Annotated in this window: 28 protein-coding genes; 3 read left to right on the forward strand and 25 right to left on the reverse strand. The window is 43.5% G+C overall.

Annotation, left to right across the window (positions count from 1 at the left end):
• Window positions 1–34 precede the first annotated feature (34 nt).
• From Q0C76_RS07920 to Q0C76_RS07955, 8 genes are all read right to left on the reverse strand, one after another.
• The gene (locus tag Q0C76_RS07920; protein ID WP_295731726.1) at window positions 35–1516 is read right to left on the reverse strand and encodes an MFS transporter; all 1482 of its coding nucleotides are present in this window, start codon (window positions 1514–1516) and stop codon (window positions 35–37) included.
• Between the two features lie 70 nt (window positions 1517–1586).
• Window positions 1587–1937 (reverse strand): type II toxin-antitoxin system PemK/MazF family toxin, encoded by a 351-nt coding sequence (locus Q0C76_RS07925; protein WP_295731728.1) that lies wholly within the window; start codon window positions 1935–1937, stop codon window positions 1587–1589.
• A 15-nt stretch (window positions 1938–1952) separates the two neighbouring features.
• Window positions 1953–3080, reverse strand: coding sequence for an alanine racemase (alr, locus tag Q0C76_RS07930; RefSeq protein ID WP_295731730.1), 1128 nt, complete (start codon window positions 3078–3080; stop codon window positions 1953–1955).
• Entirely contained in the window at window positions 3073–3444 is a 372-nt protein-coding gene (acpS, locus tag Q0C76_RS07935) for a holo-ACP synthase (protein ID WP_295731732.1), read from the reverse strand. The genes alr and acpS overlap by 8 nt, the downstream gene beginning before the upstream one ends.
• 19 nt (window positions 3445–3463) lie before the next feature.
• Window positions 3464–4933 (reverse strand): DEAD/DEAH box helicase, encoded by a 1470-nt coding sequence (locus tag Q0C76_RS07940; RefSeq protein ID WP_295731734.1) that lies wholly within the window; start codon window positions 4931–4933, stop codon window positions 3464–3466.
• Between the two features lie 84 nt (window positions 4934–5017).
• A complete protein-coding gene (gene murF / locus Q0C76_RS07945) occupies window positions 5018–6397 on the reverse strand; it encodes a UDP-N-acetylmuramoyl-tripeptide--D-alanyl-D-alanine ligase (RefSeq protein ID WP_295731736.1) in 1380 nt (459 codons plus the stop codon).
• Between the two features lie 105 nt (window positions 6398–6502).
• Complete coding sequence (gene htpX / locus Q0C76_RS07950) at window positions 6503–7396, reverse strand: zinc metalloprotease HtpX (RefSeq protein ID WP_295731738.1); 894 nt, start codon at window positions 7394–7396, stop codon at window positions 6503–6505.
• 14 nt (window positions 7397–7410) lie between these two features.
• Window positions 7411–7980, reverse strand: coding sequence for a LemA family protein (locus Q0C76_RS07955; RefSeq protein WP_295731740.1), 570 nt, complete (start codon window positions 7978–7980; stop codon window positions 7411–7413).
• A 129-nt stretch (window positions 7981–8109) separates the two neighbouring features.
• Here Q0C76_RS07955 and Q0C76_RS07960 point away from each other — a divergent pair, with 129 nt between their 5' ends.
• The gene (locus tag Q0C76_RS07960) at window positions 8110–8571 is read left to right on the forward strand and encodes a low molecular weight protein-tyrosine-phosphatase (RefSeq protein WP_295731742.1); all 462 of its coding nucleotides are present in this window, start codon (window positions 8110–8112) and stop codon (window positions 8569–8571) included.
• A gap of 38 nt (window positions 8572–8609) precedes the next feature.
• Here Q0C76_RS07960 and Q0C76_RS07965 read toward each other — a convergent pair whose 3' ends face one another.
• A complete protein-coding gene (locus tag Q0C76_RS07965) occupies window positions 8610–9296 on the reverse strand; it encodes a class A sortase (RefSeq protein WP_295731744.1) in 687 nt (228 codons plus the stop codon).
• A 68-nt stretch (window positions 9297–9364) separates the two neighbouring features.
• On the opposite strand from Q0C76_RS07965, the gene Q0C76_RS07970 reads away from it, so the two are divergent.
• On the forward strand, window positions 9365–10582 hold the full coding sequence (locus tag Q0C76_RS07970; protein ID WP_295731797.1) for a multidrug efflux MFS transporter: 1218 nt from the start codon (window positions 9365–9367) through the stop codon (window positions 10580–10582).
• Between the two features lie 45 nt (window positions 10583–10627).
• Here the strand turns inward: Q0C76_RS07970 and Q0C76_RS07975 are convergent, their stop codons facing one another.
• The 5 genes from Q0C76_RS07975 to Q0C76_RS07995 all read right to left on the reverse strand — a co-directional run bounded on the left by Q0C76_RS07975 (window position 10628) and on the right by Q0C76_RS07995 (window position 15288).
• Window positions 10628–10879 (reverse strand): type B 50S ribosomal protein L31, encoded by a 252-nt coding sequence (locus Q0C76_RS07975; RefSeq protein WP_295731746.1) that lies wholly within the window; start codon window positions 10877–10879, stop codon window positions 10628–10630.
• Between the two features lie 96 nt (window positions 10880–10975).
• The gene (locus Q0C76_RS07980) at window positions 10976–12238 is read right to left on the reverse strand and encodes a UDP-N-acetylglucosamine 1-carboxyvinyltransferase (RefSeq protein WP_295731748.1); all 1263 of its coding nucleotides are present in this window, start codon (window positions 12236–12238) and stop codon (window positions 10976–10978) included.
• Between the two features lie 197 nt (window positions 12239–12435).
• Window positions 12436–14040 carry a CTP synthase gene (locus Q0C76_RS07985; protein WP_295731750.1) on the reverse strand — a complete coding sequence of 535 codons (1605 nt, stop codon included), beginning with the start codon at window positions 14038–14040 and terminating at the stop codon, window positions 12436–12438.
• A gap of 147 nt (window positions 14041–14187) precedes the next feature.
• Window positions 14188–14745: a DNA-directed RNA polymerase subunit delta gene (rpoE, locus tag Q0C76_RS07990; RefSeq protein WP_295731752.1), complete on the reverse strand. Its 558-nt coding sequence runs from the start codon at window positions 14743–14745 to the stop codon at window positions 14188–14190.
• Window positions 14746–14790: 45 nt separating this feature from the next.
• The gene (locus Q0C76_RS07995; RefSeq protein WP_295731753.1) at window positions 14791–15288 is read right to left on the reverse strand and encodes a DUF1934 domain-containing protein; all 498 of its coding nucleotides are present in this window, start codon (window positions 15286–15288) and stop codon (window positions 14791–14793) included.
• Window positions 15289–15337: 49 nt separating this feature from the next.
• Between Q0C76_RS07995 and Q0C76_RS08000 the strand changes: the two genes are divergently transcribed.
• Entirely contained in the window at window positions 15338–16690 is a 1353-nt protein-coding gene (locus Q0C76_RS08000; RefSeq protein WP_295731755.1) for an HD domain-containing protein, read from the forward strand.
• Window positions 16691–16753: 63 nt separating this feature from the next.
• Here Q0C76_RS08000 and Q0C76_RS08005 read toward each other — a convergent pair whose 3' ends face one another.
• The 11 genes from Q0C76_RS08005 to Q0C76_RS08055 all read right to left on the reverse strand — a co-directional run bounded on the left by Q0C76_RS08005 (window position 16754) and on the right by Q0C76_RS08055 (window position 26693).
• Window positions 16754–17461, reverse strand: a complete 708-nt coding sequence (locus Q0C76_RS08005) for a hypothetical protein (protein WP_295731757.1) — start codon at window positions 17459–17461, stop codon at window positions 16754–16756.
• A gap of 104 nt (window positions 17462–17565) precedes the next feature.
• The gene (locus Q0C76_RS08010) at window positions 17566–18549 is read right to left on the reverse strand and encodes a ribose-phosphate diphosphokinase (protein ID WP_295731759.1); all 984 of its coding nucleotides are present in this window, start codon (window positions 18547–18549) and stop codon (window positions 17566–17568) included.
• A gap of 64 nt (window positions 18550–18613) precedes the next feature.
• The gene (gene glmU / locus Q0C76_RS08015) at window positions 18614–19981 is read right to left on the reverse strand and encodes a bifunctional UDP-N-acetylglucosamine diphosphorylase/glucosamine-1-phosphate N-acetyltransferase GlmU (RefSeq protein ID WP_295731761.1); all 1368 of its coding nucleotides are present in this window, start codon (window positions 19979–19981) and stop codon (window positions 18614–18616) included.
• 15 nt (window positions 19982–19996) lie between these two features.
• Complete coding sequence (purR, locus tag Q0C76_RS08020) at window positions 19997–20827, reverse strand: pur operon repressor (protein ID WP_295731763.1); 831 nt, start codon at window positions 20825–20827, stop codon at window positions 19997–19999.
• Between the two features lie 156 nt (window positions 20828–20983).
• Window positions 20984–21778 carry a metal ABC transporter permease gene (locus Q0C76_RS08025; protein ID WP_295731765.1) on the reverse strand — a complete coding sequence of 265 codons (795 nt, stop codon included), beginning with the start codon at window positions 21776–21778 and terminating at the stop codon, window positions 20984–20986.
• Window positions 21771–22445, reverse strand: a complete 675-nt coding sequence (locus Q0C76_RS08030; RefSeq protein WP_295731767.1) for an ATP-binding cassette domain-containing protein — start codon at window positions 22443–22445, stop codon at window positions 21771–21773. Before Q0C76_RS08030 ends, Q0C76_RS08025 begins: the two co-directional genes overlap by 8 nt.
• A 1-nt stretch (window position 22446) precedes the next feature.
• On the reverse strand, window positions 22447–23358 hold the full coding sequence (locus tag Q0C76_RS08035; protein WP_295731769.1) for a metal ABC transporter solute-binding protein, Zn/Mn family: 912 nt from the start codon (window positions 23356–23358) through the stop codon (window positions 22447–22449).
• Between the two features lie 116 nt (window positions 23359–23474).
• On the reverse strand, window positions 23475–24326 hold the full coding sequence (ispE, locus tag Q0C76_RS08040; protein WP_295731771.1) for a 4-(cytidine 5'-diphospho)-2-C-methyl-D-erythritol kinase: 852 nt from the start codon (window positions 24324–24326) through the stop codon (window positions 23475–23477).
• A gap of 121 nt (window positions 24327–24447) precedes the next feature.
• A complete protein-coding gene (gene rsmA / locus Q0C76_RS08045) occupies window positions 24448–25338 on the reverse strand; it encodes a 16S rRNA (adenine(1518)-N(6)/adenine(1519)-N(6))-dimethyltransferase RsmA (RefSeq protein WP_295731773.1) in 891 nt (296 codons plus the stop codon).
• The gene (gene rnmV, locus Q0C76_RS08050; RefSeq protein ID WP_295731775.1) at window positions 25325–25897 is read right to left on the reverse strand and encodes a ribonuclease M5; all 573 of its coding nucleotides are present in this window, start codon (window positions 25895–25897) and stop codon (window positions 25325–25327) included. Before rnmV ends, rsmA begins: the two co-directional genes overlap by 14 nt.
• Entirely contained in the window at window positions 25884–26693 is an 810-nt protein-coding gene (locus Q0C76_RS08055; protein WP_295731777.1) for a TatD family hydrolase, read from the reverse strand. The genes rnmV and Q0C76_RS08055 overlap by 14 nt, the downstream gene beginning before the upstream one ends.
• Between the last annotated feature and the right edge of the window lie 13 nt (window positions 26694–26706).

The raw sequence follows: 26706 nt of genomic DNA on the forward strand, positions 1-26706 counted from the left end.
TTTTCCAGATTTGAAATTAGCAAATGTCCTGGTTTCACATTTCCGTTTGTTTAATTTTCAAATGATGTTGCCAACCCAACGGAATCACAATTATTAGTGAAACCACAATCAGTACCACAGCAGCCCAGATAATATCACGATAGCCCTGGTAAAGAATTCTCCTCATCAGCGGTAGCAAATGCTGTGGCAAATCCACCGCTGTTTTGGCATTTGATAATTGGTTCAACATCCGCAAACTAATTCCAGGATGATCTTTGACCCCGATGAAGAGTTGACGATTTAAAATTACTCCATAGACTGCGGACATTAAAGTTTGACTTAAAATCCGGAGTAAATACCCCAGTGAAGTCGCAATTGGCACATCTCTTAGTTCAGCGTCAGTCTGGACATTAATTTGTAAGATGTTGAAAACTAATCCCACGCCAAATCCTTCAAACGCGCCCATCGCTAAAATCAACCAGAATGGTGAGGACTGTCCACCAATCATAATTCCAAGGTAAGCAATGAAAATTGCTGTCGCCCCGCATGTCACAATCCAATACTTCCCCCACCGATCTTGTAAAACTGGTACTAGTTCTGAACCAATAAAGTTCGTCACGGCTCCAGGAATTTGGGTCATCCCACCGAGTAGGGCACTCAATCCAAGAATTCCTTGCGCCCACATAGGAATATACGTAATAAAAGCAATAAATGATCCCCAAATAATGACAAATAATAGAAAGTCAATTACCAGTTCACGGTTTTTAAATAAGCGGCTTGGGATAATTGGGTCTTCAGCAACTGTGTCTACCCTCATCATCCAAATTAACAATGCTAGCCCACCAACAATTAAGCCAGTAATTATCCATGGTGAAACCGCTCCTAACAGCTGCACTGCCACCAGAATCATTACTAAGCTGATCACCAGTAAGGTGGCTCCTAAGTAGTCAACTGCCTTCCCAGCAGCCTGCTTAGAAACATTTTTATAGAATAAGGCAACGATTGTGATCGCTAACAACGCAATCGGCACATTCACATAAAACACCCAATGCCAGCTCAAAGCGTCAACAATCCAACCACCTAAGAGTGGTCCAATGATTGATGCCGTCCCAAAACAAGCACTAGCAATGCCCAGAACTTGTGCACGTTGGTGTAAATTTTCGTATAACTCTGCGAAGACGATAAAGGGAATGGTATTCATTCCACCGGCCCCAATGCCCATGAATGTCCGAGCAATGATGAACCATAAAATATTTGGAGCGAGCCCTTGAAAAACTGCGCCAATTAAAAATAACGTCGTGGCTGTGATGTATGCTTGCTTATTCCCCTTATGTTCACCGAACTTACTCCAAAGGGGAGTTGCCACTGCCATTCCTAACAAAAAAGTTGCAATGATCCAGCCCATATATTGTAAGCCGTGTAAATCACTCGTAATGGCTGGCAGCGCTGTGTTTACAATCGTTCCATCCATTCCGGCCATAATGTTTGACAACAAGAGGGCCCCAGTCACAATTGTTCGTCGCTGATGCTGTTCCAAAATCCTTCCTCCTTGAAAAGCGGCCCCTAGTCGTCACCAATGGCGAAAACTAGAGACCGTTATTTAATAATTAATTTAGCCCTAAACTAATCCGTAGTGCGTGATCCACCGCACTCATCATCGAATGGTTCAGCTGACCAATTTGATCAGCCAACCGCTGTTTATCAATCGTTCGAATTTGCTCTAATAGGATCATCGAGTCGCGTTTAATCCCCTTCACAACCTGCTTAATTGGGACATGCGTTGGTAGCTGGTGTTTCTGCAATTGTGCAGTAATTGGCGCCACAATCACCGTTGGACTATGTCGATTGCCAACATCATTTTGAATAATCACTACCGGACGAAAACCGCCCTGCTCTGACCCCACTACTGGTGACAGTCGTGCATAGTAAATCGTTCCACGCTCGATTTGTGGCCTCACAAACGTTCACTCCTCTTACTGGCAATCCAAATACCGCCGATGGAGACGGTCACCAAAACCGGTTAAAACTTCATAATTAATTGTTCCCAATTGATCAGCTAAATCAGTTGCTGTGATTTTTTGATTTCCAGACCGTCCTAACAGCACCGCTTCAGTTCCCACCGGCATTTCGTGAGGGAGGCGGACCATCATTTGGTCCATACAAATCCGCCCGAGAATGTCACAAACTTGTCCATCAATTAAAACGTGATAGCCAGTTAAGCCTCGACGGTAACCATCAGCATAACCCACAGGCAAGGTTGCAACCCATTCATCTTGTTGGGCTGTGTAAGTGGCACCATAACTAACGGACTCACCCTGGTGCAATTCTTTAACAAATGTGGCATGGGTAACTAACGATGTCACTGGTTGCAAATCGAAAGTTGGCGTTAAGTCGTGGCCAGATGGATTACACCCATATAGTGAAATCCCCATCCGCACTGTGTTACTTTCGATGTCTTTTTGGTGCCAGAGCCCAGTTGCTGAATTGGCCATATGAACATAACGTGGTCGTTCATCAACAACCGTTAAAAATTCTTTCCACTTTGCGAGTTGTCGATCAAAGTAAGCATGATCGGCGCTATCTGCTGTTGCAAAGTGCGTAAAGATCCCTTCAAAGTCGAATTCCGGTGCTTTAAGCAGTTCAATCGCTTGCTTAAATTGCGCTACATCCTGGAAGCCAATTCGACCCATTCCGGTATCTAATCCTAAATGAACCTTGAGTGGCTGCTGGACATGGTTAGTTTTCGCCACCTGCTGATACTGTTTTAACCAGTCGACTGAGCCGACCGTTAACGAAATATTATTTTCAGCTGCTAATGGCGCATATTGAACTGGGGTAATCCCTAAGACCAAAACGGTTTCCTGTAAACCTTGGTCGCGCAGTGTGATCCCTTCATCTAGTAAAGCCACACAAAAGCCTGCAACCCCTTCTTCAGAAAGGACGCGTGCTACTTGAGGCATTCCATTACCATACGCATCAGCCTTAACGACCCCGAAAATATGACTGCCAGCTGGTAATGCATCCTTTTGGGCACGAATATTATGACGTAATGCACCAAGGTTGACTACCACATCTGTATTTCGTAAACGAGCGCTATTCATGATTTGTCGTCTCCTTTTCTAAAACTACCTGTGTTACTACTAGTTTACCAGTATGGCTAACTGAAGCCAAAGATTGTCCTGGAAAAGGTGACTTAGTGATCACCGGTTTACCCTGGCCATTATCAAGAATTTCAATATCTTGGAAGCCCACTTGCTGACCAATGCCGGTCCCATAGGCTTTCGCGAACGATTCTTTCAGTGACCAGCGACCACTTAAATACTCCCATTGCCGTTGACCTTGCAACTGAGTCATTTGCTGCCGTTCATTGCTGGTTAAGACTTTGGTAATAAATTGCGGTTGGTTTGCGACCACTTTTTTTACGCGTTCAATTTCTGTGAGATCAATGCCAATTCCCTGTAACATTTCTGTCACCTGATTTCAACTAATCCTTTTTGCGACGCACACTAAACTTATGGTTCTTGGAACGGCGCTTCCCATTACCGTAGCGCCGGTGCTCACCTGCATTATGACGACCACGATAATGATGATTATTCCGCCCATTGCGACCGTGATATTGATGACGGTGCCGCTTTGGCAACGGCCGTTCTGGAGTAATCTTGACTGGAACTTGGCTAGCATCATCAGTCGTTAAGTCATTTAATAATGCTGCAACTAGATCAACGGCATCATGGCTAGCCAGTAATTTTTCCGCTGATTCACGATACTTATCGGTAGCATCATCATTAATTAGATCATCAATATCATTAACTGCGCTCGCGACTTGTCCACGGAACGCTTCTTCCTCAGTCGGTGGTTTCAGTGGTAACATCCGCACCCGTGTTAACTTTTCAATTTCGTGGAGATAATCCATTTCATTTGGCGTTACAAAAGTTAACGACACGCCATGATGTCCGGCACGGCCCGTCCGTCCAATCCGATGAACGTAACTGTCCGGATCTGACGGAATATCATAATTATAAACGTGAGTTACTCCAGAAATATCTAATCCCCGGGCGGCGACATCCGTTGCAACTAAGATGTCCAAATCACCATGTTTAAATTTCTTCATGATCTTGGAACGACGATCTTGGGTAAGGTCACCATGAATGCCGGCCGCATTATAACCACGCGCAACGAGTCCCTTTGATAATTCATCGACCCGGCGTTTGGTTCGGCCAAAGACAATCGTTAAATCAGGATCCTGAACATCGATCAGCCGGGTCATAATATCAAACTTTTCATAATCCTTAGCACGGACATAATATTGATCCACTAAATCCGTTGTCAGTTCCTTTGCCTTAATCTTAACGGTTTGTGGTTCATGCATAAATTGCACCCCAATCCGTTTGATTTCCGGTGGCATCGTCGCTGAGAACAATAGCGTTTGTCGCTGTTCGGGAGTTTCCTTAATGATTGCCTCGATATCATCCAAGAACCCCATGTTCAACATTTCATCCGCTTCATCCAAAACTAACGTCTGAATATGGTCTAACTTGACTGTTCCCCGACTAATATGGTCGCGTAACCGTCCTGGTGTACCAACCAAAATTTGGGGGTGCTTTTTCAAGGCATTAATTTGTCGGCGAATATCAGCACCACCGTATACTACTTGAACCTTAACATGCTTGTCATGGCCCAATCGATATAATTCTTCCTGAGTTTGAATCGCTAATTCCCGGGTTGGCGAAATCACGATTGCTTGGATTGCTGGATTGTCTAAATCCACGTGCTCAATAATGGGTAACCCAAACGCCGCGGTTTTCCCAGTCCCTGTTTGAGCCTGACCAATCACATCCTGTCCTTTTAAAACCATTGGAATCGTCTGTGCCTGGATTGGCGTGGCTTCTTCGTAGCCACTTTGTTTAACGGCTCGTAATAAGCTCTTTGATAAACCTAATTCTCCAAATTTCAAAAAATCCACCTCATCTTTGTTTCTGATGAAAACACCACTACTTAATTGGCGTTGATATCTGGCCAATAGTAGTGGTGCCAAACATTATTTTACTTTTAGTGCGTTTAAAACTTTTTCTAAGTGAATGCCATGACTACCCTTTAATAGAACGATATCATCCGCTTGAATTGTCTTTTGTAGATCATTAATCAGCTGATCTTGATCGTCAGTATCATAATGATACAAATCATTTTCTGGATAACCATCTGCCAATAATTGTTTTTGGAGGGCCACCATTTCATCACCCACCAGAAATACCTTTTGGAAGTGTTGGTGATCAATCTCCGCTGCCAATCCAGCATGGAGCTTTGCTGAAGCATCACCAAGTTCGAGCATATCTCCGAGAACGATTACCCGTCGACCGGTTTCCGGTAATTCGTTAAGGGTTTCTAAGACCTCTTTCACGGCCGTTGGATTAGAATTATACACATCAGACAAAATCTTTTCGTCCTGCTGACCAGTTAGCCATTCCGCCCGATTTTCGGTTAGGTGAACGTTAGCTAGTCCGATCTTAATATGGTTTGCTGTTACATGCAAAAGGTGACCAACCATCATCGCAGCAAGGGCATTGTTGACGTTGTACTCACCAATCATTGGCACCTGAAATTCTTCATCCGGCCACAGATTAACCTTAAACCGTAAATCATGATCAGATTGTTCAACACTGGTTGCATAAATATCATTATCTAATTGTCGGCCAAAGGTCCTTTGCACTTGCTTAAGATTTTTGGTGCGTTCACGTAATAACGGTTCATCACCATTATAAACAAACGTCCCATCTTCTCGCAGACCATGGGTAATCTCCATCTTTGCATCGGCAATTCGATCACGAGTGCCAAAAAATTCAATATGCGCCTCACCAATCATTGTTAAAACTGCAATGTCTGGCGTTACCAATTTACTCAATTCATCTAACTCACCAAAATGGCTCATCCCCATTTCGACCACTACGGCTTCCGTATTGGATTCCATATTAAGAAGTGTTACTGGAACACCAATCGCATTGTTAAAATTGGCATGCGTCTTGGTAACGTTCATTTGGGTGCTCAGAATTGAAGCAATCATGTCCTTTGTGGTCGTCTTACCGTTGCTTCCACTGACGGCAACGACCCAAGGATTGATTTTGTGCAGGTAGTACTTTCCTAAGTGCTGGAGCGCCCGCAACGGGTCATCCACGACAATCCGCGGGTAGCCATCGTCATCATATGGATGATCAGCCGCCCATAAGGTTGCGTTCGCCCCATTTTTAAATGCAGTTGCTACAAACTCATGACCATCTCGAGCTCCTTGTAGCGGAATAAATAAATCACCGTTCTTGAGGTTGCGACTGTCAAAAGCAACACCTGATACTTCAACCTCAGACCACTGCTCAATATCATTTTGTGCATCCACCGCCCGGGCGATTTCCGCGATGTTCATTTTCATGAGTATTCCTCTTCTTCTTTCATCCAGTTAATGATCAAGTTAAAATTATATCACTGTTCGCCCTATCGGGACAATATAAAAAGCCAACCATTTCTGGTTAGCTTATTACATCCGCTGTAAACGGGCAATTCGATCGTCCAACGGTGGGTGCGTATCAAAAAGATGACTAAACCACCGTTTTTTTCCATTTTTCTCTGGATCACTAATGTACAGGGCAGACGAATTGGGATCTGGGTCCCTCATTGGCTGCGCATTTTTTAACTTCGTTAACGCTGAGATCATTCCATGCGGATTTCTCGTTAGTTCAACCGAACCAGCATCAGCTAAATACTCACGGTTCCTCGATAACGCCATTTGCGCAATTGAAGCCGCCAGCGGCGCTAAAATAATTAGTAAAATCGAACCAAAGACCGCAATGACCCCTGATCCATCACGATCATCATCACGGTTGCTGCCGCCGAACCACCAAAAGTGACTAACAAATCCCGTCAGAGCACCAATTGCCGAAGCAAGAGCCAACGCAATTGTTTGGAGACGAATGTCATAATTACGAACGTGCGACATTTCATGGCCCATCACCCCTTCTAATTCTTCACGGTTCATCATCTGTAACAAGCCTGTGGTTGCCGCTACTGCCGCATGTTCTGGATTATTCCCCGTTGCAAATGCATTCGGACTAGGATCATCAATAATAAACACTCGTGGCATTGGCACTTGAGCAACCATCGCCATATCTTCAACGACATGCCATAACTCGGGAGCTTCATCTGCAGAGTGAATTTCGCGGGCATGATTCATCCGCATCACCACCTCTGTTGATTGGCCAACCATCACTGAAATGTAGATGAGAGCAATTACCAACGCAATTACGATCCCGCCAGTAGCAGTCCCTGCAAAGAGATAGCCCACTGCCGCGCCAACCAATGCCACAAGGGCAGTAAATCCTGTCATCACCACAATTGTCATCCGTTTATTTCGTGCAATTTGTTGGTATAACATCAGCGTTCACCAACCTATTGGTCTAAGTCACTGAAGTCAACTTGTGGGTTTGCCTTCGCTGATTCAGTAACTTTGAGGTATTCAAGCTTCGTAAAGTGATGAATACCTGCCACAATGTTCGCTGGAAAAGTTTGAATTCGGGCATCAAAAGCAGCGACTGTTGAATTATATAGCTGACGGGAATACGCAATTTTATTTTCTGTATTACTCAGTTCTTCCATTAGCTTGCTAAATTCATTACTAGCCTTTAAATCTGGATAGTTTTCTGCCACTGCGTACAGGGAATTCAGTGCACCAGTCAACCGATCAGAAACCGCCATCTTTTCTTGCCGGGCATCCGCTGGCAAATCTCTAATTTGTTGACGAAGTGCCGTCACCTTTTCCAAGGTTTTGGCCTCATATTTACTGTAGCCTTTAACCGTCCTTACTAAATTTGGAATTAAATCGTTTCGTCGTTGCAATTGCACGTCAATCTGACTCCACGATTCTTCAGCGTTGGTCCGCATCTTGACCAATCCATTATAAATACTGATATATAATAGGACGAGTAAAGCAACGATTACGATAATAATAATTGTTGTCATTCGATCAATCTCCTTTAATATTTTTATATAATGGTACCAGTGATTTGAATGCAGGAAAAGTTAAGTTTTTCCTAAAAACACTGATTATCATCGCCTTTTCCAAAAATCAATCAGAAATGAGGAATCTATATGAAAGTTTTATTCGTTTGTCTCGGTAATATTTGTCGTTCACCACTGGCCGAAGCAATGTTTCGTCAAATGGTAGCAGATCACGGCCTCACTGACCAGGTGACCGTTGATTCTGCTGGGACTAGCAGTGAGGAAGAGGGTAATCACCCCTACCCTGGAATTCAACACATCATGACCAAGTATCACCTGGCTGGTCACCAACTGGTCTCCCGGCCAATCACCCAGGCTGATTTTGAACAATTTGACCTCATTATCGGTATGGACGAGATGAATCTCCACCATCTCCACGCCATTGCCCCTGCAGATGCTCAGCATAAAATCCATGGTATTTACGACTTAGTCCCAGGCAAACAGGGTCGAGCTATTCCTGACCCTTGGTATACTCATGAATTTCAAAAAACCTATGACGCGCTCCATGAAGCACTACCATATTGGTTAGATTATGTGGTTGACCATCAATAATTACTAAAAAAGGAGGGATCCCCCTCCTTTTTTAGTAATTAACGATTTGTATAGCCACGACTAAGGCTCTTTTGTACCTTAACTGGTGCCTGCTTAAACTTCATTGACTTCACATATGCTCCTCTAATCATCAACCGCCGGGAACCGGTTTTATTGCACGTGATGAGGGTAACAATCTTTTCTGGCGTATTGTCAACAACATCCACCCGCGTTGCATCAATAAACTGCCGTTGGGTAATCCGATATTCATAAATATTTGTCATATCCGTCAAATAAATTTTCTGTCCCACTTTGGCATCATAGTACAATGGCGAGAATAAAATCCGTGAGCCATGAGCCATATTGTGGCCGGCCAACGCATAGTTACCTTGGCCCATCTGCTGGTCAGCACGCATTGTTCCTGCCGCTAGCGCTAACGTGTTATTATCAACACCCTTACCAATGGGTACGGACATTTTAATCGCGGGAATTGAGATGACCCCAATTACGTTAATGGACTGGCGTTTAGCTCGCGCTCGTGCTACCGATTGTAAGTTTAAATCTTGCACATTGCTAAAGTCATATCGCGCCTTTTTTTGATTATTCTTTTTCACTGTTTGCTGCGTAATTTGGGGATGATATGTCCCAACTAAGTAATACTTAATCTGTTGGTTAAAGATTAATACTAAGCTCACAATGAAGAGGACGACAATGGTCGTCCAGCGCAACCATGGTTTCTTTTTCATTCTTTTACCTACTTTTCGTTAGTGTTATGATAACAGAATTAGTATACAACATTTTGAACGGGAGTGTGATAATATTGTCCAGTCAACAGCCAGTGTGTATTAGAAATCTCCGGGTACTTTCCGTGGGCGTGTTCTTTGCTGGAATGGGATTTTCTGAAATTATGCCTTTCCTGTCACTCTACATTGCGACACTCGGCCACTATTCACATCAACAACTTAATTTTTATTCAGGCGTTGTTTTTGCGGTTATGTACTGCGTCTCTGCAGTTGTCTCCCCGTACTGGGGAAAACTAGCCGATCAAAAAGGACGGAAGCCGATGATCCTTCGTGCTTCCCTCGGTATGGCAATCGTTATCGCCACAATGGGGCTGGTAACCAATGTTTGGCAATTAATCGCTCTGCGAATGGCTCAAGGAGTGTTTGCTGGCTTCGTTAGCAATTCCAACGCCCTAATCGCAACTGAAACCCCAAAAGAAAAATCTGGTCAGGCCCTAGGAACCATGGCAGCTGGCGTAACTGGTGGCAACTTACTAGGCCCCTTACTTGGTGGAACCCTGGCCGAAATTTTTAATTATCGAGTCACCTTCTTTATCACCGGAACCATTCTCTTCATGATTTTCCTTGGTTGCCTCCTCTTCGTTCATGAGGAAGGTTTCCAACCAGTTCAAGATCAAAAACTCGAACGCGCCAGTGGGGTAATCCATGAATTACACTCACCACAGGTCATTTTTGGTCTCTTAATTACCACGATGATTATTCAAGCCGCCAATAATTCTATTAATCCGATCATTTCGCTCTTCATTAAAGAACTGATGCATAATTGCAAAGGGGTTACCTTTGTCAGCGGCGTGATTGCAGCCCTTCCCGGAATTGCAACAATGGTTGCCGCACCCTTACTTGGACGATTAGGTGATCAAATTGGCACCCAAAAAATTCTGATTGCTGGGTTCATCGTTAGCACCATCTGCTTTATTCCAAGTGCTTTTGTTCAGAATCCCTGGCAATTAGGGGTCTTCCGTTTCACTATCGGCATTGCCGATGCATCACTCTTCCCACAAGTTCAAACGTTGTTAACTAAGAATTCTCCCAGTCAATTAACTGGTCGCATCTTCAGTTGGAATCAAAGTTTTATGTATATTGGTAACATCCTGGGCCCCTTAATTGGGGGCTTAGTTGCCGGCCTATACGATTATCGGGCAGTCTTTCTGTCCACTGCCTTTCTCGTGGTGATTAACCTAATCCTATTTATCATTAACGTTTATCATCCACTGCAAACCCAGAACTAAAAAAGATCCCGGAAAACCGGGATCTTTTTTTGATCATCGTACAGCTTAGTTGTTCTTGAAACCGTACTTCTTGTTGAACTTGTCGACTGCCCCATCGGCTTGAGTAAACTTTTGCTTACCAGTGTAGAATGGGTGTGAGTCAGAAGTAACTTCAACCCGAATCAATGGGTATTCGTTACCGTCTTCCCACTTTACAGTTTCCTTTGAAGTTGCAGTTGAGCCAGATAAGAACTTGTAGCCAGTTGAAGAATCTTCAAAAACTACGTAGTGATAATCTGGATGAATTCCTTTTTTCATAATTTATACGCTCCTTTGCCATGAATCATTGCCTGAAACATAGTTATTTTTACAACTACGATAGAATAACATAAATCGAAACTGAACGCAAACTAATTAATCGTCATCCTCGATCGTGACGTCTCCATTCAAGCGATTGAGTTTCCACACGATCCGGTCATATCCGCGCAAAATATTATCTGCTTTATGAATGACCGTGGTGCCTTCAGCCATCAACCCTGCAATCACTAAGGACGCCCCGGCACGAATTTCACCGGCTTCAACATCCGCCCCATGTAATTTTTCAGTATGGTCAATTGTGATTTGGCCGTTACCAGCACTAATCTTCATCCCCATCTTTTGCAATTCAGGGATATGCTTGACTCGTTTCGGATAAATGGTGTCAACGACCGTACTTTCCCCATCCGCTAACGACATCAACGGCGTTAATGGCTGTTGTAAATCAGTTGCAAAGCCAGGATATGGCATTGTCTTAACATGCACCGGCTTGAGATGGCTGGTCGATGGAACATAAATCTTGTCACTATCAATATCTAGATCAACGCCCATTTCCATTAGCTTGCTGGTATATGCCTCTAAATGTTCTGGGATGACGTTCTTTAGCATCACTCCGTCACCAAGGGCTGCGGCCAATGATAAGTACGTTCCCGTTTCAATCCGATCCGCAATAATCGTATGGGTATTCATTGATTGCAGAGTATCAACTCCGGTAATCCGCACCACGTCTGTCCCCACACCACGGATTTTAGCTCCCATGTTGTTGAGGAAAGTTGCCAAATCAATAATTTCCGGTTCACGAGCTGCATTTTCAATAACGGTCGTTCCTTCAGCACGAACCGCTGCTAAAATTGCGTTAATCGTTGCCCCAACCGACACCATATCCATAAAAATCCGTGTCCCGTGCAATCCATTTGGTGCATCCAAGTGAACTGTTCCAGCATGTTCACTGACACTTGCACCCAGTGCTTTAAACGCCTTCAAGTGCTGGTCGATTGGCCGCGGACCAATATTATCGCCACCAGGAAACGTCAAGGTCGCGCGGTGAAAACGTCCTAATAACGCTCCCATAAAGTAGTATGACGCACGCAAACTCTTAATCGCTTTACTCGGTAGTTCTGCCTCGATGATTTGTGTTGGATCAATGTCCAATACCCCATGGGTAAAGTTTGATTTAACGTTCATTGATTTCAAAATAATCATCAAGTTATGAACATCCAAGATGTCAGGGACAGTATCAAACTGGACTGGCGTGTCAGCCAAGATAGCTGCCGGAATTAATGCCACCGTACTATTTTTAGCACCACCGATGGTCACTTCGCCAGCTATTCGGTTTCCTCCTTGAATGATCAGTTTTTTCATGTTGATCTTTCCTCACTTAAAATCTTATTGTTTAATCTTTTTAGGTATTATTATTTTATTTAAACAGTCACTAAACATAATAAAGAACCTCTGTCTAAATTACAACCTTTTCGTTAAATAATTAAAGTTTCTTCAAACTAATTTGAATAAAAAAAACGTAGTTTGCATTCACTAGCAAACTACACTTTTCATTATGATTACTGATTATCAACTGCAGCCTTCACAAAGGCGCCGAACAGTCCTTCAGGATGATTTGGTCGTGAGAGAAATTCTGGATGGTATTGAGCAGCCACAAAGAACTTCTTTTCTGGTAATTCAATTACTTCCACCAGGTTTCGTTCTGGATTGACACCAGAAACCACCAAACCGGCTTTTTCCATTTCATCACGGTACTGGTTATTAAATTCATAACGGTGACGGTGACGTTCATGAATTAATGATTGATTATTGTAGGCAGCTGCCGCCACTGTTCCCGGCTTTAAGCGACATGCGTAAGCTCCTAACCGCTGCGTTCCCCCCATATCTTCAACATCCGCTTGATCGGCCATCAAATCAATGATGTTGTGGCTAGTATTCGGATCGAATTCAGTGGAGTTAGCATCTTGATAACCCAGCACATCACGGGCAAATTCAATGCAAGCAGTTTGCATTCCTAAACAAATCCCTAAGTATGGAACATCATGTTCCCGCGCATACTTAATTGCGGTAATCATTCCTTCAATACCACGACTACCAAAACCACCGGGTACCAAGATGCCGTCATAATCGCCTAAGGTTTCCGCAACATTGTCTTCGTTAATATTTTCTGCATTGAAATGATCAATCTTCACATCCGCATCAACTGGATATCCAGCATGCCGTAGCGCTTCGTTTACCGAAATATATGCATCTTGTAAGTCGGTATACTTACCAACCATGGCAATCCGCACCGTCTTGGTTAAATCATTTTCAATATGGTCAACCATCTTGGTCCAGTCACGCATATCAGCCACAGGAGCGTCGAGCTTGAAATGATCGACAACCAATTGATCCATCCCTTGCTTTTGCAAGTTCAAAGGAATTTCGTAAAGGTTTGGGACATCTAGTGATTCAATCACTGCCTTTGGATCCACGTCACAGAACAGTGCGATCTTTTTGCGCATTTCTTCAGTGATTGGCTTTTCTGTCCGAACCACCAAAATATTTGGCTGAATTCCCAAACCACGTAATTCACGAACACTGTGCTGGGTTGGCTTAGTCTTCATTTCACCGGCTGCCCGCAGATATGGAATCAAGGTTGCATGAATATAAAGTACATTATCTGCTCCGGCATCCTTCTTCATTTGCCGAATTGCTTCGACGAATGGTTGGGATTCAATATCACCAACGGTCCCACCGATTTCAGTAATGACCACGTCAGCGTCCGTACTTTCACCGGCCCGCTGAATCTTTTCCTTAATCATATTAGTAATATGCGGAATGACTTGAACTGTCCGTCCAAGGTAATCGCCACGCCGTTCCTTCCGTAAGACTTCTGAATAAATCTTCCCAGTAGTAACGTTCGAGTATTGATTTAGATTATTGTTAATGAATCGTTCGTAGTGACCTAGGTCCAAGTCGGTTTCCGTTCCATCATCTGTCACAAACACTTCACCATGTTGGTAAGGACTCATCGTCCCTGGATCCACGTTAATGTATGGATCAAATTTTTGAATTGCAATTTTCAAACCACGATTCTTCAACAGACGACCTAATGATGCCGCAATAATTCCCTTACCCAAGGAAGAAACAACCCCACCAGTTACAAAAATGTACTTTGTCATTCTTACTCTCCTTTTCTTGTGCGCTACAAACGAAAAAACTCCCCATTTCAAAGTGAAACAGGGAGCTATTGAAACGAGATGTCCCAAGTGATCTTGGGAGCCCAAGTAAAATAATACAAAGACTACCTAGAATAGTCAAGAAGAAATTTATTCTTCGTCACCATCGTTATACCCGTCATCATCGTCATGTAATTCTGATAAGTGACTTTCGATATCACTATCCGTATCGTCATCATCAATCGGATTGTCATCATCGTAGTCATCACTATCTTCGTAATCATCTGAGTCGTCATCATCACCCAGATCATCATCTTCCGGATCATCATTGTCGTAATCGATCACGTCATCATCGTCGTCACTACCTGACAAGAACGCATTGACCTTGCGACGACGCTTCTTTGGACGATCCTCATCATCTTCAGATTCACCAACCGTGGCTTCATCAATTGAGTCGTATGGGTACCATGCACGTAATCCCCAAGTGTTATCACCAAGGGAGATAAAACTGCCATCGACGTTCAAATCAGTGTAGAACTGGGAAAGTCGTTCCCGAATTTCCTCATCACTCTTACCAAGATATTGTTGAATTTCATTTGTTAAGTCGGCAAAAGCCATTGCTTCACCATGATAAGCTAAGATGGCGTGGGCGACTTCAATCATTGAAAGTTCTGACTTATCTTGGCCATCGAAAACCTTTAAATCCAAATTGGTGCACATCCCTTCAAAAAGTCTAAATTACATATTACAATATCAGGGCGCAAATTGCAATTGAATTCGGTAAGTTCCAAGGATTTGCCCCTGGTTTTTCAATCGATAGACTGCTTGCAACGTTCCCTGGTGCGCAGTAAAGTCTAATTTCTTAATTAACTGACGCGTTTCAACAACCAGATGAATCACTCCATACTCAGTTTGATAACGCGTCGTCGTGGCCGCTCCTTCTTCAAAAATCAATCGGGTTTGTCGTGGTCCCCGTCGATCTAACTGCACCCGTTCCTCATCAAAGCGAAACTGGACTGGCGTTGCTTGCTGGTCTTGATGCTCTAAATATCTCAGATAAATCTGACCGCCATTTAAACGAATCAACTGTCCGTGCTCGGTAAATTCAAAATGCTCAGTTTCCTGACCCATGGTCATTGAAGTCGTTAAATGCACCGTCACCGGATATATTTCTTTAATCGTTCTCCACCCACCTTTGTTTTGACTTTTATTATAAACTGCTAGCAGACGAATGACTACCAGTGCTTTCAACGCCTGGTTTTTGTATAATAGAGAAAAAGTTTACGTTAGGAAGCGAACTATGAGTTTTAAAGACGAAGATTTAACCCGTGAAAAAGTTTTTCGTGACCCGATTCACGGTCACGTTATTGTTGATAATCAAATCATCCTGGACCTCATTAACACCCCAGAGTTTCAACGTTTGCGACGGATCAAGCAGTTAGGTACTACTTCACTCACGTTCCACGGTGCTGAGCATTCACGCTTTGGCCACTGCCTTGGCGTCTATGAGATTGCTCGTCGAATGTGCAATCATTTTCAAAGAAATTATCCGAGCAGGCAAGCTGGTGACGGCTTATGGGACGATCGAGAACGCCCCGTCGCCTTGGTGGCCGCCCTGCTTCATGACCTTGGTCATGGACCATACTCGCATACCTTCGAACATATTTTTCATACTAATCATGAAGCAATCACCCGTCAAATCATTACCAGTCCTGAGACCAATGTCAACCAAATTCTCCGTCGGGTTAGTCCAGAATTTCCTCAACAGGTCGCCAGTGTTATCGACCATACCTATCCCAATCAACAAGTGGTTCAAATGATCTCTAGTCAGGTCGATGCTGATCGAATGGATTATCTACAACGTGATGCTTACTATACCGGTACTAATTACGGTAAATACGATCTTGACCGTGTTTTACGCGTCATGCGACCAGTTCACAATGGCATCGCTTTTGAGATTTCCGGAATGCACGCGGTCGAGGACTACATCATCAGCCGTCTGCAAATGTACCTCCAGATTTATTTTCATCCGGTTTCCCGCTCAATGGAAGTAATTTTAGACCATTTATTAATGCGGGCGAAATACCTTTACCAACACCCAAATGATTATTCACCACTCTTTACCCCGCATTTGCTAATGCCATTTTTTAATAATCACTACACCATCCATGACTACCTCTCATTAGATGATGGCGTCCTAACAACCTACTTCATTCATTGGCGTGATTCTGGGGATGATATTTTAAGTGACCTGGCCCAGCGATTTTTGGATCGTCGACCGCTCAAATCAGTGCTCTATGACGCTGCCACTGAACCGCTCTTGCCGAAGTTACGTGAATTAATCTCCACTGCTGGGTTTAACGACCACTATTACACGGCAACGAACTCCAGTTATAAATTACCATATGACACTTATAACCCACGCGATTCACAGCCTCAAAGTCAAATTGAACTGATTCAACCCAATGGAGAATTGGTCGAATTATCACAAGTCAGCACCCTTGTGGCCAGCATTGCTGGCAAGGAAGCGGGTGACGAACGATTCTTCTTCCCGAAGGAAATGTTGGTTCAACATGATAACATTGAAATTTTCCAACCAATTTATGACGAATTTCAGCAATATATCAAAAATAACCATATTGTTAAACCGTAATTGATATTAAAAGCGCAGGCTCTGATCAGGGCCTGCGCTTTTTTCGATCAATCAACTGTCAAATTAGTTAATCTTGGTTGCGGTTCCAGTTGTGGCGTTATATTCATAAATACCAATCATATTAGCGACTGAGTTGTCAGCGTTATTTTGCCGAACTTCGAAACGGTAGGTGTTCCCATTCTTCGAAACTGGGATAATTCCATACCCTTTCTTATTGAAGCCCATCTTGTTAGCAAAATTCGTCACAACATCTTCATTGGTTGCCTTAGCAGCATCCGCATTGGCCGCCCGTTGTGAACTAGAACTAGCTTGTGAACTGCTATTTTGCTTAGTTTGCTTGGTAGAACTATTTTCGATTTCACCATTAATGGCTTTAGAAATCTTTACCCGCAAAGCCTTGTAAGCCTTCTTCATTGGCTTGCTGCTGGACTTCATTCCTGGTAATTCAGCTTCAGCCTCTTGGTAGTCACCCTTGTTGTAGTCTGCACGCGCTTCAAGATAACTATCTAAGTCATCTTCGAGGTATTCAACCTTCTTGTTTTCATTTTCAACGTCATCCAAAAGATCATAGGCCTTTTGGTATTGACCCTTACTAATTAAATCATTAGCCTTTTTGTAGGCTTTATCGGCAGCACTTTCCGTGACCTTAGCCGATTTTGCTGAGTTACTATCTGAACTGGCACCACTCTTTTGACCACATCCAGCTAATCCAAATACTAAGGCCAATCCTGCTGTGGAAAGTGCCAATTTAGACATTAAACTCTTTTTCATTTTTGATTTCCTCCTTCATCGGGTTATCGGTATTATACCATTTTTCTGAAATAACCAAAAATCGTTTATTAGGATCATTAGTGATCTTAATAAACGATTTACCATTATTCTTCATTCACTCTGTCAAACAAATTTTTAAAAAGCGGACTGACTGGACGATTTTCATTAATCCGCTTAATAGCGTCCCCAATCAAAGGTGCAACAGATACTTGCTTGATTTTATCAATTTGTTTTTCCTTTGGTAATTGAATGGAATCAGTAACTACCACTTCTTTAATTGGCGAATCCTCTAACCGTTGAATGGCTGGGCCAGAAAGTACTGCATGGGTACAGGATGCATAAACTTCCGTTGCCCCTGCATCCATCAAGGCTTTCGATCCTAAAGTAATTGTCCCAGCAGTATCAATCATATCATCAATCATGATACACTTTTTATTCCGAACATCCCCAATGATGTGCATAATCTTCGCAACGTTAGCTTTTGGCCGCCGCTTATCAATAATTGCAATCGGTGCCTTCAAAAATTCGGCCAATGCTCGGGCCCGAACCACGCCGCCATGATCAGGCGAAATTACCACAGCATCTTTAGCAACGCCCTGTTTAATAAAGTAGTCCGCCAACAGTGGCGCTCCCATTAAGTGATCTACTGGAATATCAAAGAACCCTTGAATTTGGGCTGCGTGCAGATCTAAGGCAATCACCCGATCGACCCCAGAGTTTTGGAGCATATTTGCAACTAACTTAGCAGTAATCGGTTCGCGTGAACGTGCCTTCCGATCTTGACGGGCATAACCATAGTATGGCATGACAACGTTAATTGTCTTGGCGCTTGCCCGACGCAGGGCATCTACCATAATCAACAGTTCCATTAAGTTATCATTTACGGGTGCCGACGTTGACTGAATAATGTAAACATTATCTCCCCGAATACTTTCCTCGATATTGATTTGAATTTCACCATCGCTAAACCGATCCACGGAAAGCTTACCAAGTTCAACCCCGACTTCTTCGGCAATCTTTTCTGCTAGTGGCCGGTTCGAACTTAATGAAAAAATCTTTAGATTCGGGTCAAAATATTTCTGTTTCATGAGGTCCTCCAAATTAAAATCCCTTTTCCATTCTTATCTTATTAATTGGAATGCTAAAAAGCAACTACCAAGGGAGTTTTTTTGCGTAATCTGCCTTATTTGTCTGCCGTTGCCGCGCAATCGCCATGTCAAATTGTTCAGTATCATCTGTAATGGTCGATCCGGCAGCGATAAATGAATCGGCTGCAATATTAACTGGAGCAACCAAATTACTGTTGCTACCGATAAATGCATGGTCACCAACATTAGTATGATGTTTCTTAGCACCATCATAGTTAACAAAGACAACTCCACAACCCACATTAATATTCTTGCCTAAAGTGGCATCGCCGACATAAGTTAAGTGGCCAATTTTGGTGCCTTCACCAATGTATGCCTTCTTAACTTCACAGAAATTACCAATGTGAACATTCTTACCAATTTCTGCCAACGGTCGGAGGTGACTATTCGGCCCAATATCCGAACCATCATGCATTTCCGCTTTTTCAAGGGTGGATGAAATAATTTTGACGCCATCATGAATTCGCGAATCGGTAATTCGGGAACCGGCACCAATCAAACAATCACTGCCGATCACTGTGTCACCCTTAATTACGACGTTACCTTCAACAACCGTGTCACGACCAATCTTGACGCCAGCATCAATGTAAGTCGTTTCCGGATCGACCATTGTGACTCCATTCATCATGAGTTCATTATTGATCCGCCTGCGCATGATTTGGTTGGCTTGAGCTAACGCCACACGGTTGTTAACTCCCATGGATTCATCAAAGTCCGCCATCTTATAAGCTGTTACCACTTCACCTTGTTGTTTCAGAATTGCAATTACATCAGTCAAGTAGTATTCACCCTGAGCGTTATTATTATTAATTTTCTTCAGGGCAGCGAAGAGCTTTTGATTATCGAAGCAGTAAACCCCGGTATTAATTTCGTGAATTTCGCGTTCCTTTTGGTTAGCATCTTTTTGTTCGACAATTCGTTCCACGATCCCAACATCATTCCGTACGATCCGTCCATAACCAGTTGGATCGGGGGCCACAGAAGTCAAGATGGTCACTGCTGCCTTTCGTTGCTTATGATATTCAAATAGTTTCTGAAAAGTGTCAGCAGTAAATAACGGCGTATCTCCACTTACCACCAATGTTTCCCCATCAATGTTACCAAGGAGTTCTTCCGTTTGCATGACTGCATGACCAGTCCCCAGCTGCTGCTTTTGCAACGCAAATTTCGACCGTGGGCCGATGGTATTTTCAACACTTTCGGCGCCATAACCAACCACCGTGACAATGTTATCAATATTAGCAGCTTCTAGTTGACCAAGGACATGTTCAACCATTGTCTTTCCGCATACTTCATGAAGGACTTTGTATAACTTAGACTTCATCCGGGTTCCCTTACCGGCTGCTAAAATAATTGCATTCTTTTGTTGCATGACTCTAACTACTCCTTATTTTTTAAAAACCTTTTCTAGATAGTTACCTGCTTGTGCACTCAAATGGCGGTTCACCCCATCTTGGGCATTCACTTTGATTAATGACGTGCAGTCATTTACTAATCGTTCACCGTCAAATTGTCCTTCCGCAAATGCTGTCATTCCAACAAGATGGGCACCAAATTCTTGAATTAAGGACTTCATCCCATTCATCGTGCCCCCACCTTTTAAGAAGTCATCAACAACGACGACGTTGGCCCCTTCTTTCATTGTTCGCCGTGATAATTCCATCTTCTTAATGCGTTGTGAAGAACCCGAAACATAGTTCACACTAACGGTTGAGCCTTCGGTAATATGGGAGGAGTTGCGCACAATCACAAATGGCCGGTTGAGGTACATCGCAACACTTTGTGCAATCGGAATCCCCTTGGTTTCTACTGTCATAATCACATCAACATCTTGATCAACATATTGAGTCGCAATTAGCCGGCCCACTTCACGTAAAATATCTGGTCGACCAAGCAGGTCCGATAAGTAAACATACCCACCAGGTAGTAGCCGGCTTTCATCATTAACCGCTTGGACAAGTTCGTCAATGACCTTAGCAGCATTGTCTTCTGAATATAGTGGTGTGAGACGAGCCCCACCACTTGCTCCAGGAAGAGTTTCCAAACGTCCCACTCCCCAGCGTTCAACAGTATTCCGAATAATACTTAAGTCTTCACTAATGGAAGACTTTGCGGAATCATACCGTTGGCCAAAAAACTTCAAAGATACCAGCTCTCGTGGATGATCTAATAAATAACGCGTCATATCCACCAACCGGTTACTCCGTCTAACTTTCATATTGTAACTCCTTTAATTCGTTGCTACGTTTTTCTGATGTTCAGTATACCCTCAAATCATAACATAATCGTTCGGTTTTTAATCTAATTTTCCACAATTTAACGAAAAAAAGCGAACCTTATTCGGCTCGCTGACATCGTCTGGATCATTGTGACTTTAATCGTTAGCCCGTTGGCGGTAGACTAACGCGGACAAGTACACTAAAACTTCAATAGTGGCAGTAAAAAAGCTCACTGGCCAGTTAGTAATGTAAGCAAGATAAAGGCCAAGCCAGATTCCTAACAACGCAAATAAAATTGCTAAGCCCACCATTTTAGCGGTCCCGGTCGTATAGTACTTAGCACTGGCTGCCGGCAGAGTTAACAGCACAAAAATCAGTAACGTTCCCACAATCTGCACGGCAACGCTAACGCTCATCGCTAACAGCAATAAAAAGACGATTGAAATTAACGTTTCATTTAGGCCATTTGCAGCCGCTCCTGCCGGATCAAATGAGGAGAACTTCAATTGGCGATACATCAATAATACAACTGCTAGAACAATGACTGATAAGCAGACCAGCTGGATCACTTCGTGACCACTAATTCCGACAACGCTCCCAAACAAAATGCTCGTCGCCGAGCTCGCCGTCTTACTGGATAAATAGAGAAAGAGAATACCGAGACCGATAAATAAGGCCGAAACCGCTGAAATCACTGATTCACGACGTGATTCTTCAATGCTTAATTGACCGACCATGACCGAACTTAAGATCGTGAATAATAACATTCCGTTCAGAGCTGGCCAGCCCATAAACAGGGCAAAGGCAGCTCCCGCAAAGCCAATTTCTGAAAGGGTATGTGTCAAAAATGGCATGTTCCTAGCTACAACAAAAACCCCCATCACTCCACTTACAATTGCAATGAAGGTGCCGGCAACGAACGCATACCGCATAAAGCTTAGACTAAACATTCCGTTCCTCCTCATCACTTGGTAATTCATTAATTGGCCCGCTTTGGTAGGAACCGTCTGGTAATAATTGCAAGTAGCGCGTCCCATACCGCTTTGCTAAGTCCCAGTCATGAGTAATAAACAGCACGCTAAGCCCATTCTGCTGGAACTTCGCCACAAAATCCAATAGCTCATACTTCATCTCATTATCCAAGCTTGCTGTCGACTCATCTAAAATCAATAATTGTGGATTGTCAATCAACGCCTGCGCTAAATAGGCTCGTTGTTTCTCGCCACCAGAAGCTAGCCCCAAAGGTCGATCGGCAATCTTAGTCAAATTTGTCTCGCGAATGATTCGATTTAAACGGTGATCCTCCGTCTTCCTCAACCATGGCCAATGCGACTTAGTTAAATTAAGCGCCACAAAGTCGCGGACTGCCAGTGGATAATTTGTTGGTAAGTTACGGAACTGTGGAACGTAGCCAATTTTTAAATGATCCGCTCGGTTAATTTCACCTTGGCGGGGTTTTAGTTCACCCAATAATGAACGTACTACGGTGGTTTTACCAGCACCATTTTCCCCAATCATCACTAAAAAATCGCCTTGATTAATGACGAAACTCAAGTTTTGAATCACGGTATGGTCACCATACGCTAAACTGAGGTCATCAACCGAAATTAACGCCATTTTATTCACCTCGTTTTTGAATTTTAATTAGTTGCTGATACTGTTTTTGCATCCACGTTAGGTATGTTTCATGTTGCGGCTTGGTTTCAGTAACGTTCAACACTGGAACATGCTCCTGACGGGCTAGCTTCAGCATATTTTTAACAGTTGAGTTGCTCTCTTGCTTGTTGTTAACGAACAAGACGACACGATGTTGGCGGATCGCTCGTTGCATCTCCGTAATGTCCTTTGGCGAAGGATCATTATCATCTTCCACCGCTTTCGCAAAGTGCTGATTATCAATTCGATAACCCAAATTTTCTAATGCGTAATCAAACACCGGCTCACTCACTAGCACTAAATTATGTCTCCGTTGTACTCGCTGCTTAGCCTGGTCAATCGTATGGTTTAACGGTGCCAGTTGTTGCTGGTACTTGCGGGCCCGCGAATAATAATAGGTACGGTGTTGAGGATCTAACTTTGCATATTGGGCAGCCAATCGCTGAGCTAACTTTTCCATGGTGCGAGGTTGATACCAAACATGTTCATTGTCACCAGCCTTCTTTTGTGCAACATTTTTGCCAACATTAATCACCGCCTGGTCACGGCCGCTAGCTGCTGTCATCTTTTGCAGCCAAGCATCATAACCAAGACCATTTTCAATCACAACATTCGCCTCGGCTAACTGTTGCGCCTGCTTAGTAGATGGCTGAAAATCATGAACATCGACCGCAGAACTATTAATAAACGACGTCACGTTACCATACTTACCAGCAACGCTTTTGGCAACTTCACCATAGAAATTCAAACTAGTCACCACGCGAATGGGTCGTTGGCGATGTTGCTGGTGCGGTTGCCAACCGGTAATCATCAAAATCAGGATGATCACCAAACTCGTAATCAAGCCCGCGAGTCCCCACCACTTTTTATTCATTAAATTGCTCCTTTGTGATTAATCGTAATAGTTTTTATTAAGGCATCTATCATATCATACCGAATTTCAACCAAAAAAGTAATAAAAAAACTGGGATTGCTCCCAGCTATCAGTTTTTAAAGTAACATCACTAAGTACACTTCGCCACAAAATCCCCGCATACTATTATAAATTCGTTTGGCCCGTGATTCACTGTGACAAAGACCAAATACAGTCGGCCCAGTGCCACTCATATGTGCCATGTCAGCGCCTAATTTAAGCATTCCATCTTTCAGTTTCCTAATTGTGGGATATTCTTTCATCGTGACTGGTTCCAGCACATTGCCCATTTTAGCAAAGGCACACTGCCAATCTTCTCGCTCAATCGCTTCTAATAACCCCTGGTTATCTAAATGATCGATAACTTGATAATCAATCTGACGCAGAATTGCTGGTGTTGAGACACTGACACTTGGTTTGGCAATCACCGCCCAATAGTGGGGACATTGAGGCAATAAGCGAATTTTTTCACCATGACCGGTCACATGGGCTGTATGACTGTAGATACAATATGGTACGTCTGAATCAATTGTCAATGAAATCTGCGCTAATTCGTCCAACGACAACCCTAAATTCCATCCCTGATTCAACCCGCGAAGCACTGCCGCCGCATCTGACGACCCGCCACCTAGTCCAGCCGCTACCGGGATATTCTTTTTAATGCGGATCGTAATTCCTTCTGGACGATGAAAACGATTCTTCAAAATATGAGCAGCTTGATAGGCAAGATTCCGTTGATCATTGGGCAAAAAACCACTATCCGTGTAAACCTTAATCGTTTGAGGGCGAGAATGAATCTCAATCGTCAGGTAATCTGCTAAATCGATTGAATTCATGACCATATTCCACTGTGGTGAACCATCTTGATAACGCTGTGGTGTATCCAGGGATAAATTGATTTTTGCGGGCGCTTTTTCCGTGACAATCATGGCCTGATCCTCCCTCACTCCATGTTTATTTTCTTATTATAGTAACTTGCCTCCTCGTTAATGGCAAGCAACGTTTAAAAAAAGAGTTATTGCCACTTCACGTGACAATAACTCTTCATCATTAAATGATTTGGTGCTGATGGAGGGCATTGGCTAGTTGAATAAATTGTTCTAACGTCAATGTTTCTGGTCGATCCGTCCATGCAATTTTCAGCGATTCTAAAATTTCTTTGGTCGCTTGTTGCTTGACTATGTCCTTCCCGACTACCGGTTTGAGATTATTCCACAAATTCTTACGGCGGTGTGCAAAGCAGGCCTTAATAAAGCCAAATAAATTTTGCTGATCAAACGGTTGAACAGTTAATGCGTTAGCCCGCGGGGTTAGGACAACAATGGCTGAATCAACATTAGGTGCCGGAACGAATGCATGCCGAGAGACGCCAAACGCTAAACGGGCGGTCATCGAGTATTCAATGGCCAACGTCAACGCGCCATACTGTTTTGTTCCCACCTTCGCGGTTAACCGATCCGCTACTTCCTTTTGCATCATGACACAAATTGCTGCCCACGGAACCGTACTATTCAATAGATTCATTAAAATCGGGCTGGTGATGTAATAAGGCAAATTGGCAACCACTTTTACTGGTCGCGAGGGGTCAGTAAATTCAGCTTGAATTAATTCCGGTAAGTTAGCTTTTAAGACATCCTGATTAATGACCTTGACGTTAGAATATGGCGATAACACATCAGATAAAATCGGCAGTAAATCAGTATCGATTTCTAAAGCCACTACTTCACCAGCTACCTTTGCTAACTGTTCGGTCAACGCCCCTAGTCCGGGACCGATTTCAATTACATTATCATCTTTCGTAATCTCAGCAGCATCAACAATCCCGGTTAAAACATTCAAATCGGTCAAAAAGTTTTGTCCAAACCCTTTTTTCGCATGAATACCATACTTCTTGATAATTTCACGCGTTCGTTGACTGCTCCCAATCTCACTTTTTGCCATCTTGTTCCTCCCGATTTAGTTGTTCCACTGCTTTGTGAAACTGTTGTCGTGATACTCGAAACACGTTTAATCGTTTCAACATTTGTTTACCATTACCGTAACCAATTCCTAATATTTGCCCCAACCGTTCGCGTCGGTAGCGCGCCGCGGGGCCGCCAATTAAGTTCCAGGTTGCCATATCAGTACGGGTAAACAATGGCGTCCTCGGTACTTCTTCAGTATATAGGTTCCTCAACGCTTCACGAATCACACGCTGACTCGCGTGTTCCACTCCTAAACTACCGTGTGCTTCGGTCGGTACTCCCTGCTGTCGTTCAATAAAAGCGTGTTTCACTCCAGGAATCGCTTGACTAATCATCTTGCGCAACCGTTCACCATTAAAGTCGGGGTCGGTAAATATAATTAGGCCACGCCGCTGCTGGAGTTTTTTTAACTGTTCAATGTCAGCTAACGATAAAGCAGACCCGTTTGTTTCAAACGTGTCTGCATCTACCGCCCGCTGAATTTGTTTAGTGTCATCCTTGCCTTCAACAACGATCACTTCTTTAATCTTCTTCATTTGAGACTCTCTTTTTAAATAACTGATCAGCATTTCGATAACTCGCTTGGGCAATTGTTTCTGGTGACTGGTCCAAAAGCTGACTTAATGCTAACACTGTGTAATACGTAAAAGCAGGTTCATTTTGTTTTCCCCGATATGGCATCGGCGTTAAATAAGGGGCATCGGTCTCCACCATCAGGCGATCCAACGGCGTTACCCGGGCTGCTTCATGCACTTCTGTCGCCTTATGAAAACTCACCACACCACTGAAAGAGAGGTTCATCCCCAGGTCAAGAAACTTCCGTGCCCATCTGGCATCACCAGCAAAGCTATGCATCACTCCGCCAAAATCGCCCACATGATTGTCCTTCAGAATCTGGTAGGTATCTGCCAATGCCTCTCGACAATGAATCGAAACCGGTAATTGATATTGACGTGCCAAGTCGAGTTGCTCTTCAAAAACACGTTGTTGCACGGTTTTGGGACTTGTATCCCAATGATAATCTAAACCAATTTCACCAATTCCAACCACCAGTGGGGCTTTCAGTTGTTCTTGGAGAGTCACCCGTGCTTGTTGATCATAGTCTTTCGCATCTTCTGGATGCCAGCCAACAATCGCCCGCAGTTGAGGATAACGATGTGCCAGCTGCACTGCCCGTTCATTTAACAGTTGGTTGGACCCTACCATATTCATTTGATTGACCCCATAATGCTTAGCTCGTGCCAGATAAGCAGGCACATCGTCATAAAAGCAATCATCATTCAGGTGCGTATGAGAATCATAGATATTTAGCGGGATGACTTGATCATTCATTCTTGACTCCTTG

The organism is uncultured Limosilactobacillus sp. (assembly GCF_934202705.1).
Taxonomy (GTDB): Bacteria; Bacillota; Bacilli; order Lactobacillales; family Lactobacillaceae; genus Limosilactobacillus.

What these genes read in the sequence shown, in the direction of transcription:
- alr (WP_295731730.1), bottom strand. Translation starts at nt 3,080, where the DNA reads ATGAATAGCGCTCGTTTACGAAATACAGATGTGGTAGTCAACCTTGGT.
- acpS (WP_295731732.1), bottom strand. Translation starts at nt 3,444, where the DNA reads ATGTTACAGGGAATTGGCATTGATCTCACAGAAATTGAACGCGTAAAA.
- murF (WP_295731736.1), bottom strand. Translation starts at nt 6,397, where the DNA reads ATGAAAATGAACATCGCGGAAATCGCCCGGGCGGTGGATGCACAAAAT.
- htpX (WP_295731738.1), bottom strand. Translation starts at nt 7,396, where the DNA reads ATGTTATACCAACAAATTGCACGAAATAAACGGATGACAATTGTGGTG.
- Q0C76_RS07955 (WP_295731740.1), bottom strand. Translation starts at nt 7,980, where the DNA reads ATGACAACAATTATTATTATCGTAATCGTTGCTTTACTCGTCCTATTA.
- Q0C76_RS07960 (WP_295731742.1), top strand. Translation starts at nt 8,110, where the DNA reads ATGAAAGTTTTATTCGTTTGTCTCGGTAATATTTGTCGTTCACCACTG.
- Q0C76_RS07965 (WP_295731744.1), bottom strand. Translation starts at nt 9,296, where the DNA reads ATGAAAAAGAAACCATGGTTGCGCTGGACGACCATTGTCGTCCTCTTC.
- Q0C76_RS07975 (WP_295731746.1), bottom strand. Translation starts at nt 10,879, where the DNA reads ATGAAAAAAGGAATTCATCCAGATTATCACTACGTAGTTTTTGAAGAT.
- Q0C76_RS07980 (WP_295731748.1), bottom strand. Translation starts at nt 12,238, where the DNA reads ATGAAAAAACTGATCATTCAAGGAGGAAACCGAATAGCTGGCGAAGTG.
- Q0C76_RS07985 (WP_295731750.1), bottom strand. Translation starts at nt 14,040, where the DNA reads ATGACAAAGTACATTTTTGTAACTGGTGGGGTTGTTTCTTCCTTGGGT.
- Q0C76_RS08000 (WP_295731755.1), top strand. Translation starts at nt 15,338, where the DNA reads ATGAGTTTTAAAGACGAAGATTTAACCCGTGAAAAAGTTTTTCGTGAC.
- Q0C76_RS08005 (WP_295731757.1), bottom strand. Translation starts at nt 17,461, where the DNA reads ATGAAAAAGAGTTTAATGTCTAAATTGGCACTTTCCACAGCAGGATTG.
- Q0C76_RS08010 (WP_295731759.1), bottom strand. Translation starts at nt 18,549, where the DNA reads ATGAAACAGAAATATTTTGACCCGAATCTAAAGATTTTTTCATTAAGT.
- glmU (WP_295731761.1), bottom strand. Translation starts at nt 19,981, where the DNA reads ATGCAACAAAAGAATGCAATTATTTTAGCAGCCGGTAAGGGAACCCGG.
- purR (WP_295731763.1), bottom strand. Translation starts at nt 20,827, where the DNA reads ATGAAAGTTAGACGGAGTAACCGGTTGGTGGATATGACGCGTTATTTA.
- Q0C76_RS08025 (WP_295731765.1), bottom strand. Translation starts at nt 21,778, where the DNA reads ATGTTTAGTCTAAGCTTTATGCGGTATGCGTTCGTTGCCGGCACCTTC.
- Q0C76_RS08030 (WP_295731767.1), bottom strand. Translation starts at nt 22,445, where the DNA reads ATGGCGTTAATTTCGGTTGATGACCTCAGTTTAGCGTATGGTGACCAT.
- Q0C76_RS08035 (WP_295731769.1), bottom strand. Translation starts at nt 23,358, where the DNA reads ATGAATAAAAAGTGGTGGGGACTCGCGGGCTTGATTACGAGTTTGGTG.
- ispE (WP_295731771.1), bottom strand. Translation starts at nt 24,326, where the DNA reads ATGATTGTCACGGAAAAAGCGCCCGCAAAAATCAATTTATCCCTGGAT.
- rsmA (WP_295731773.1), bottom strand. Translation starts at nt 25,338, where the DNA reads ATGGCAAAAAGTGAGATTGGGAGCAGTCAACGAACGCGTGAAATTATC.
- rnmV (WP_295731775.1), bottom strand. Translation starts at nt 25,897, where the DNA reads ATGAAGAAGATTAAAGAAGTGATCGTTGTTGAAGGCAAGGATGACACT.
- Q0C76_RS08055 (WP_295731777.1), bottom strand. Translation starts at nt 26,693, where the DNA reads ATGAATGATCAAGTCATCCCGCTAAATATCTATGATTCTCATACGCAC.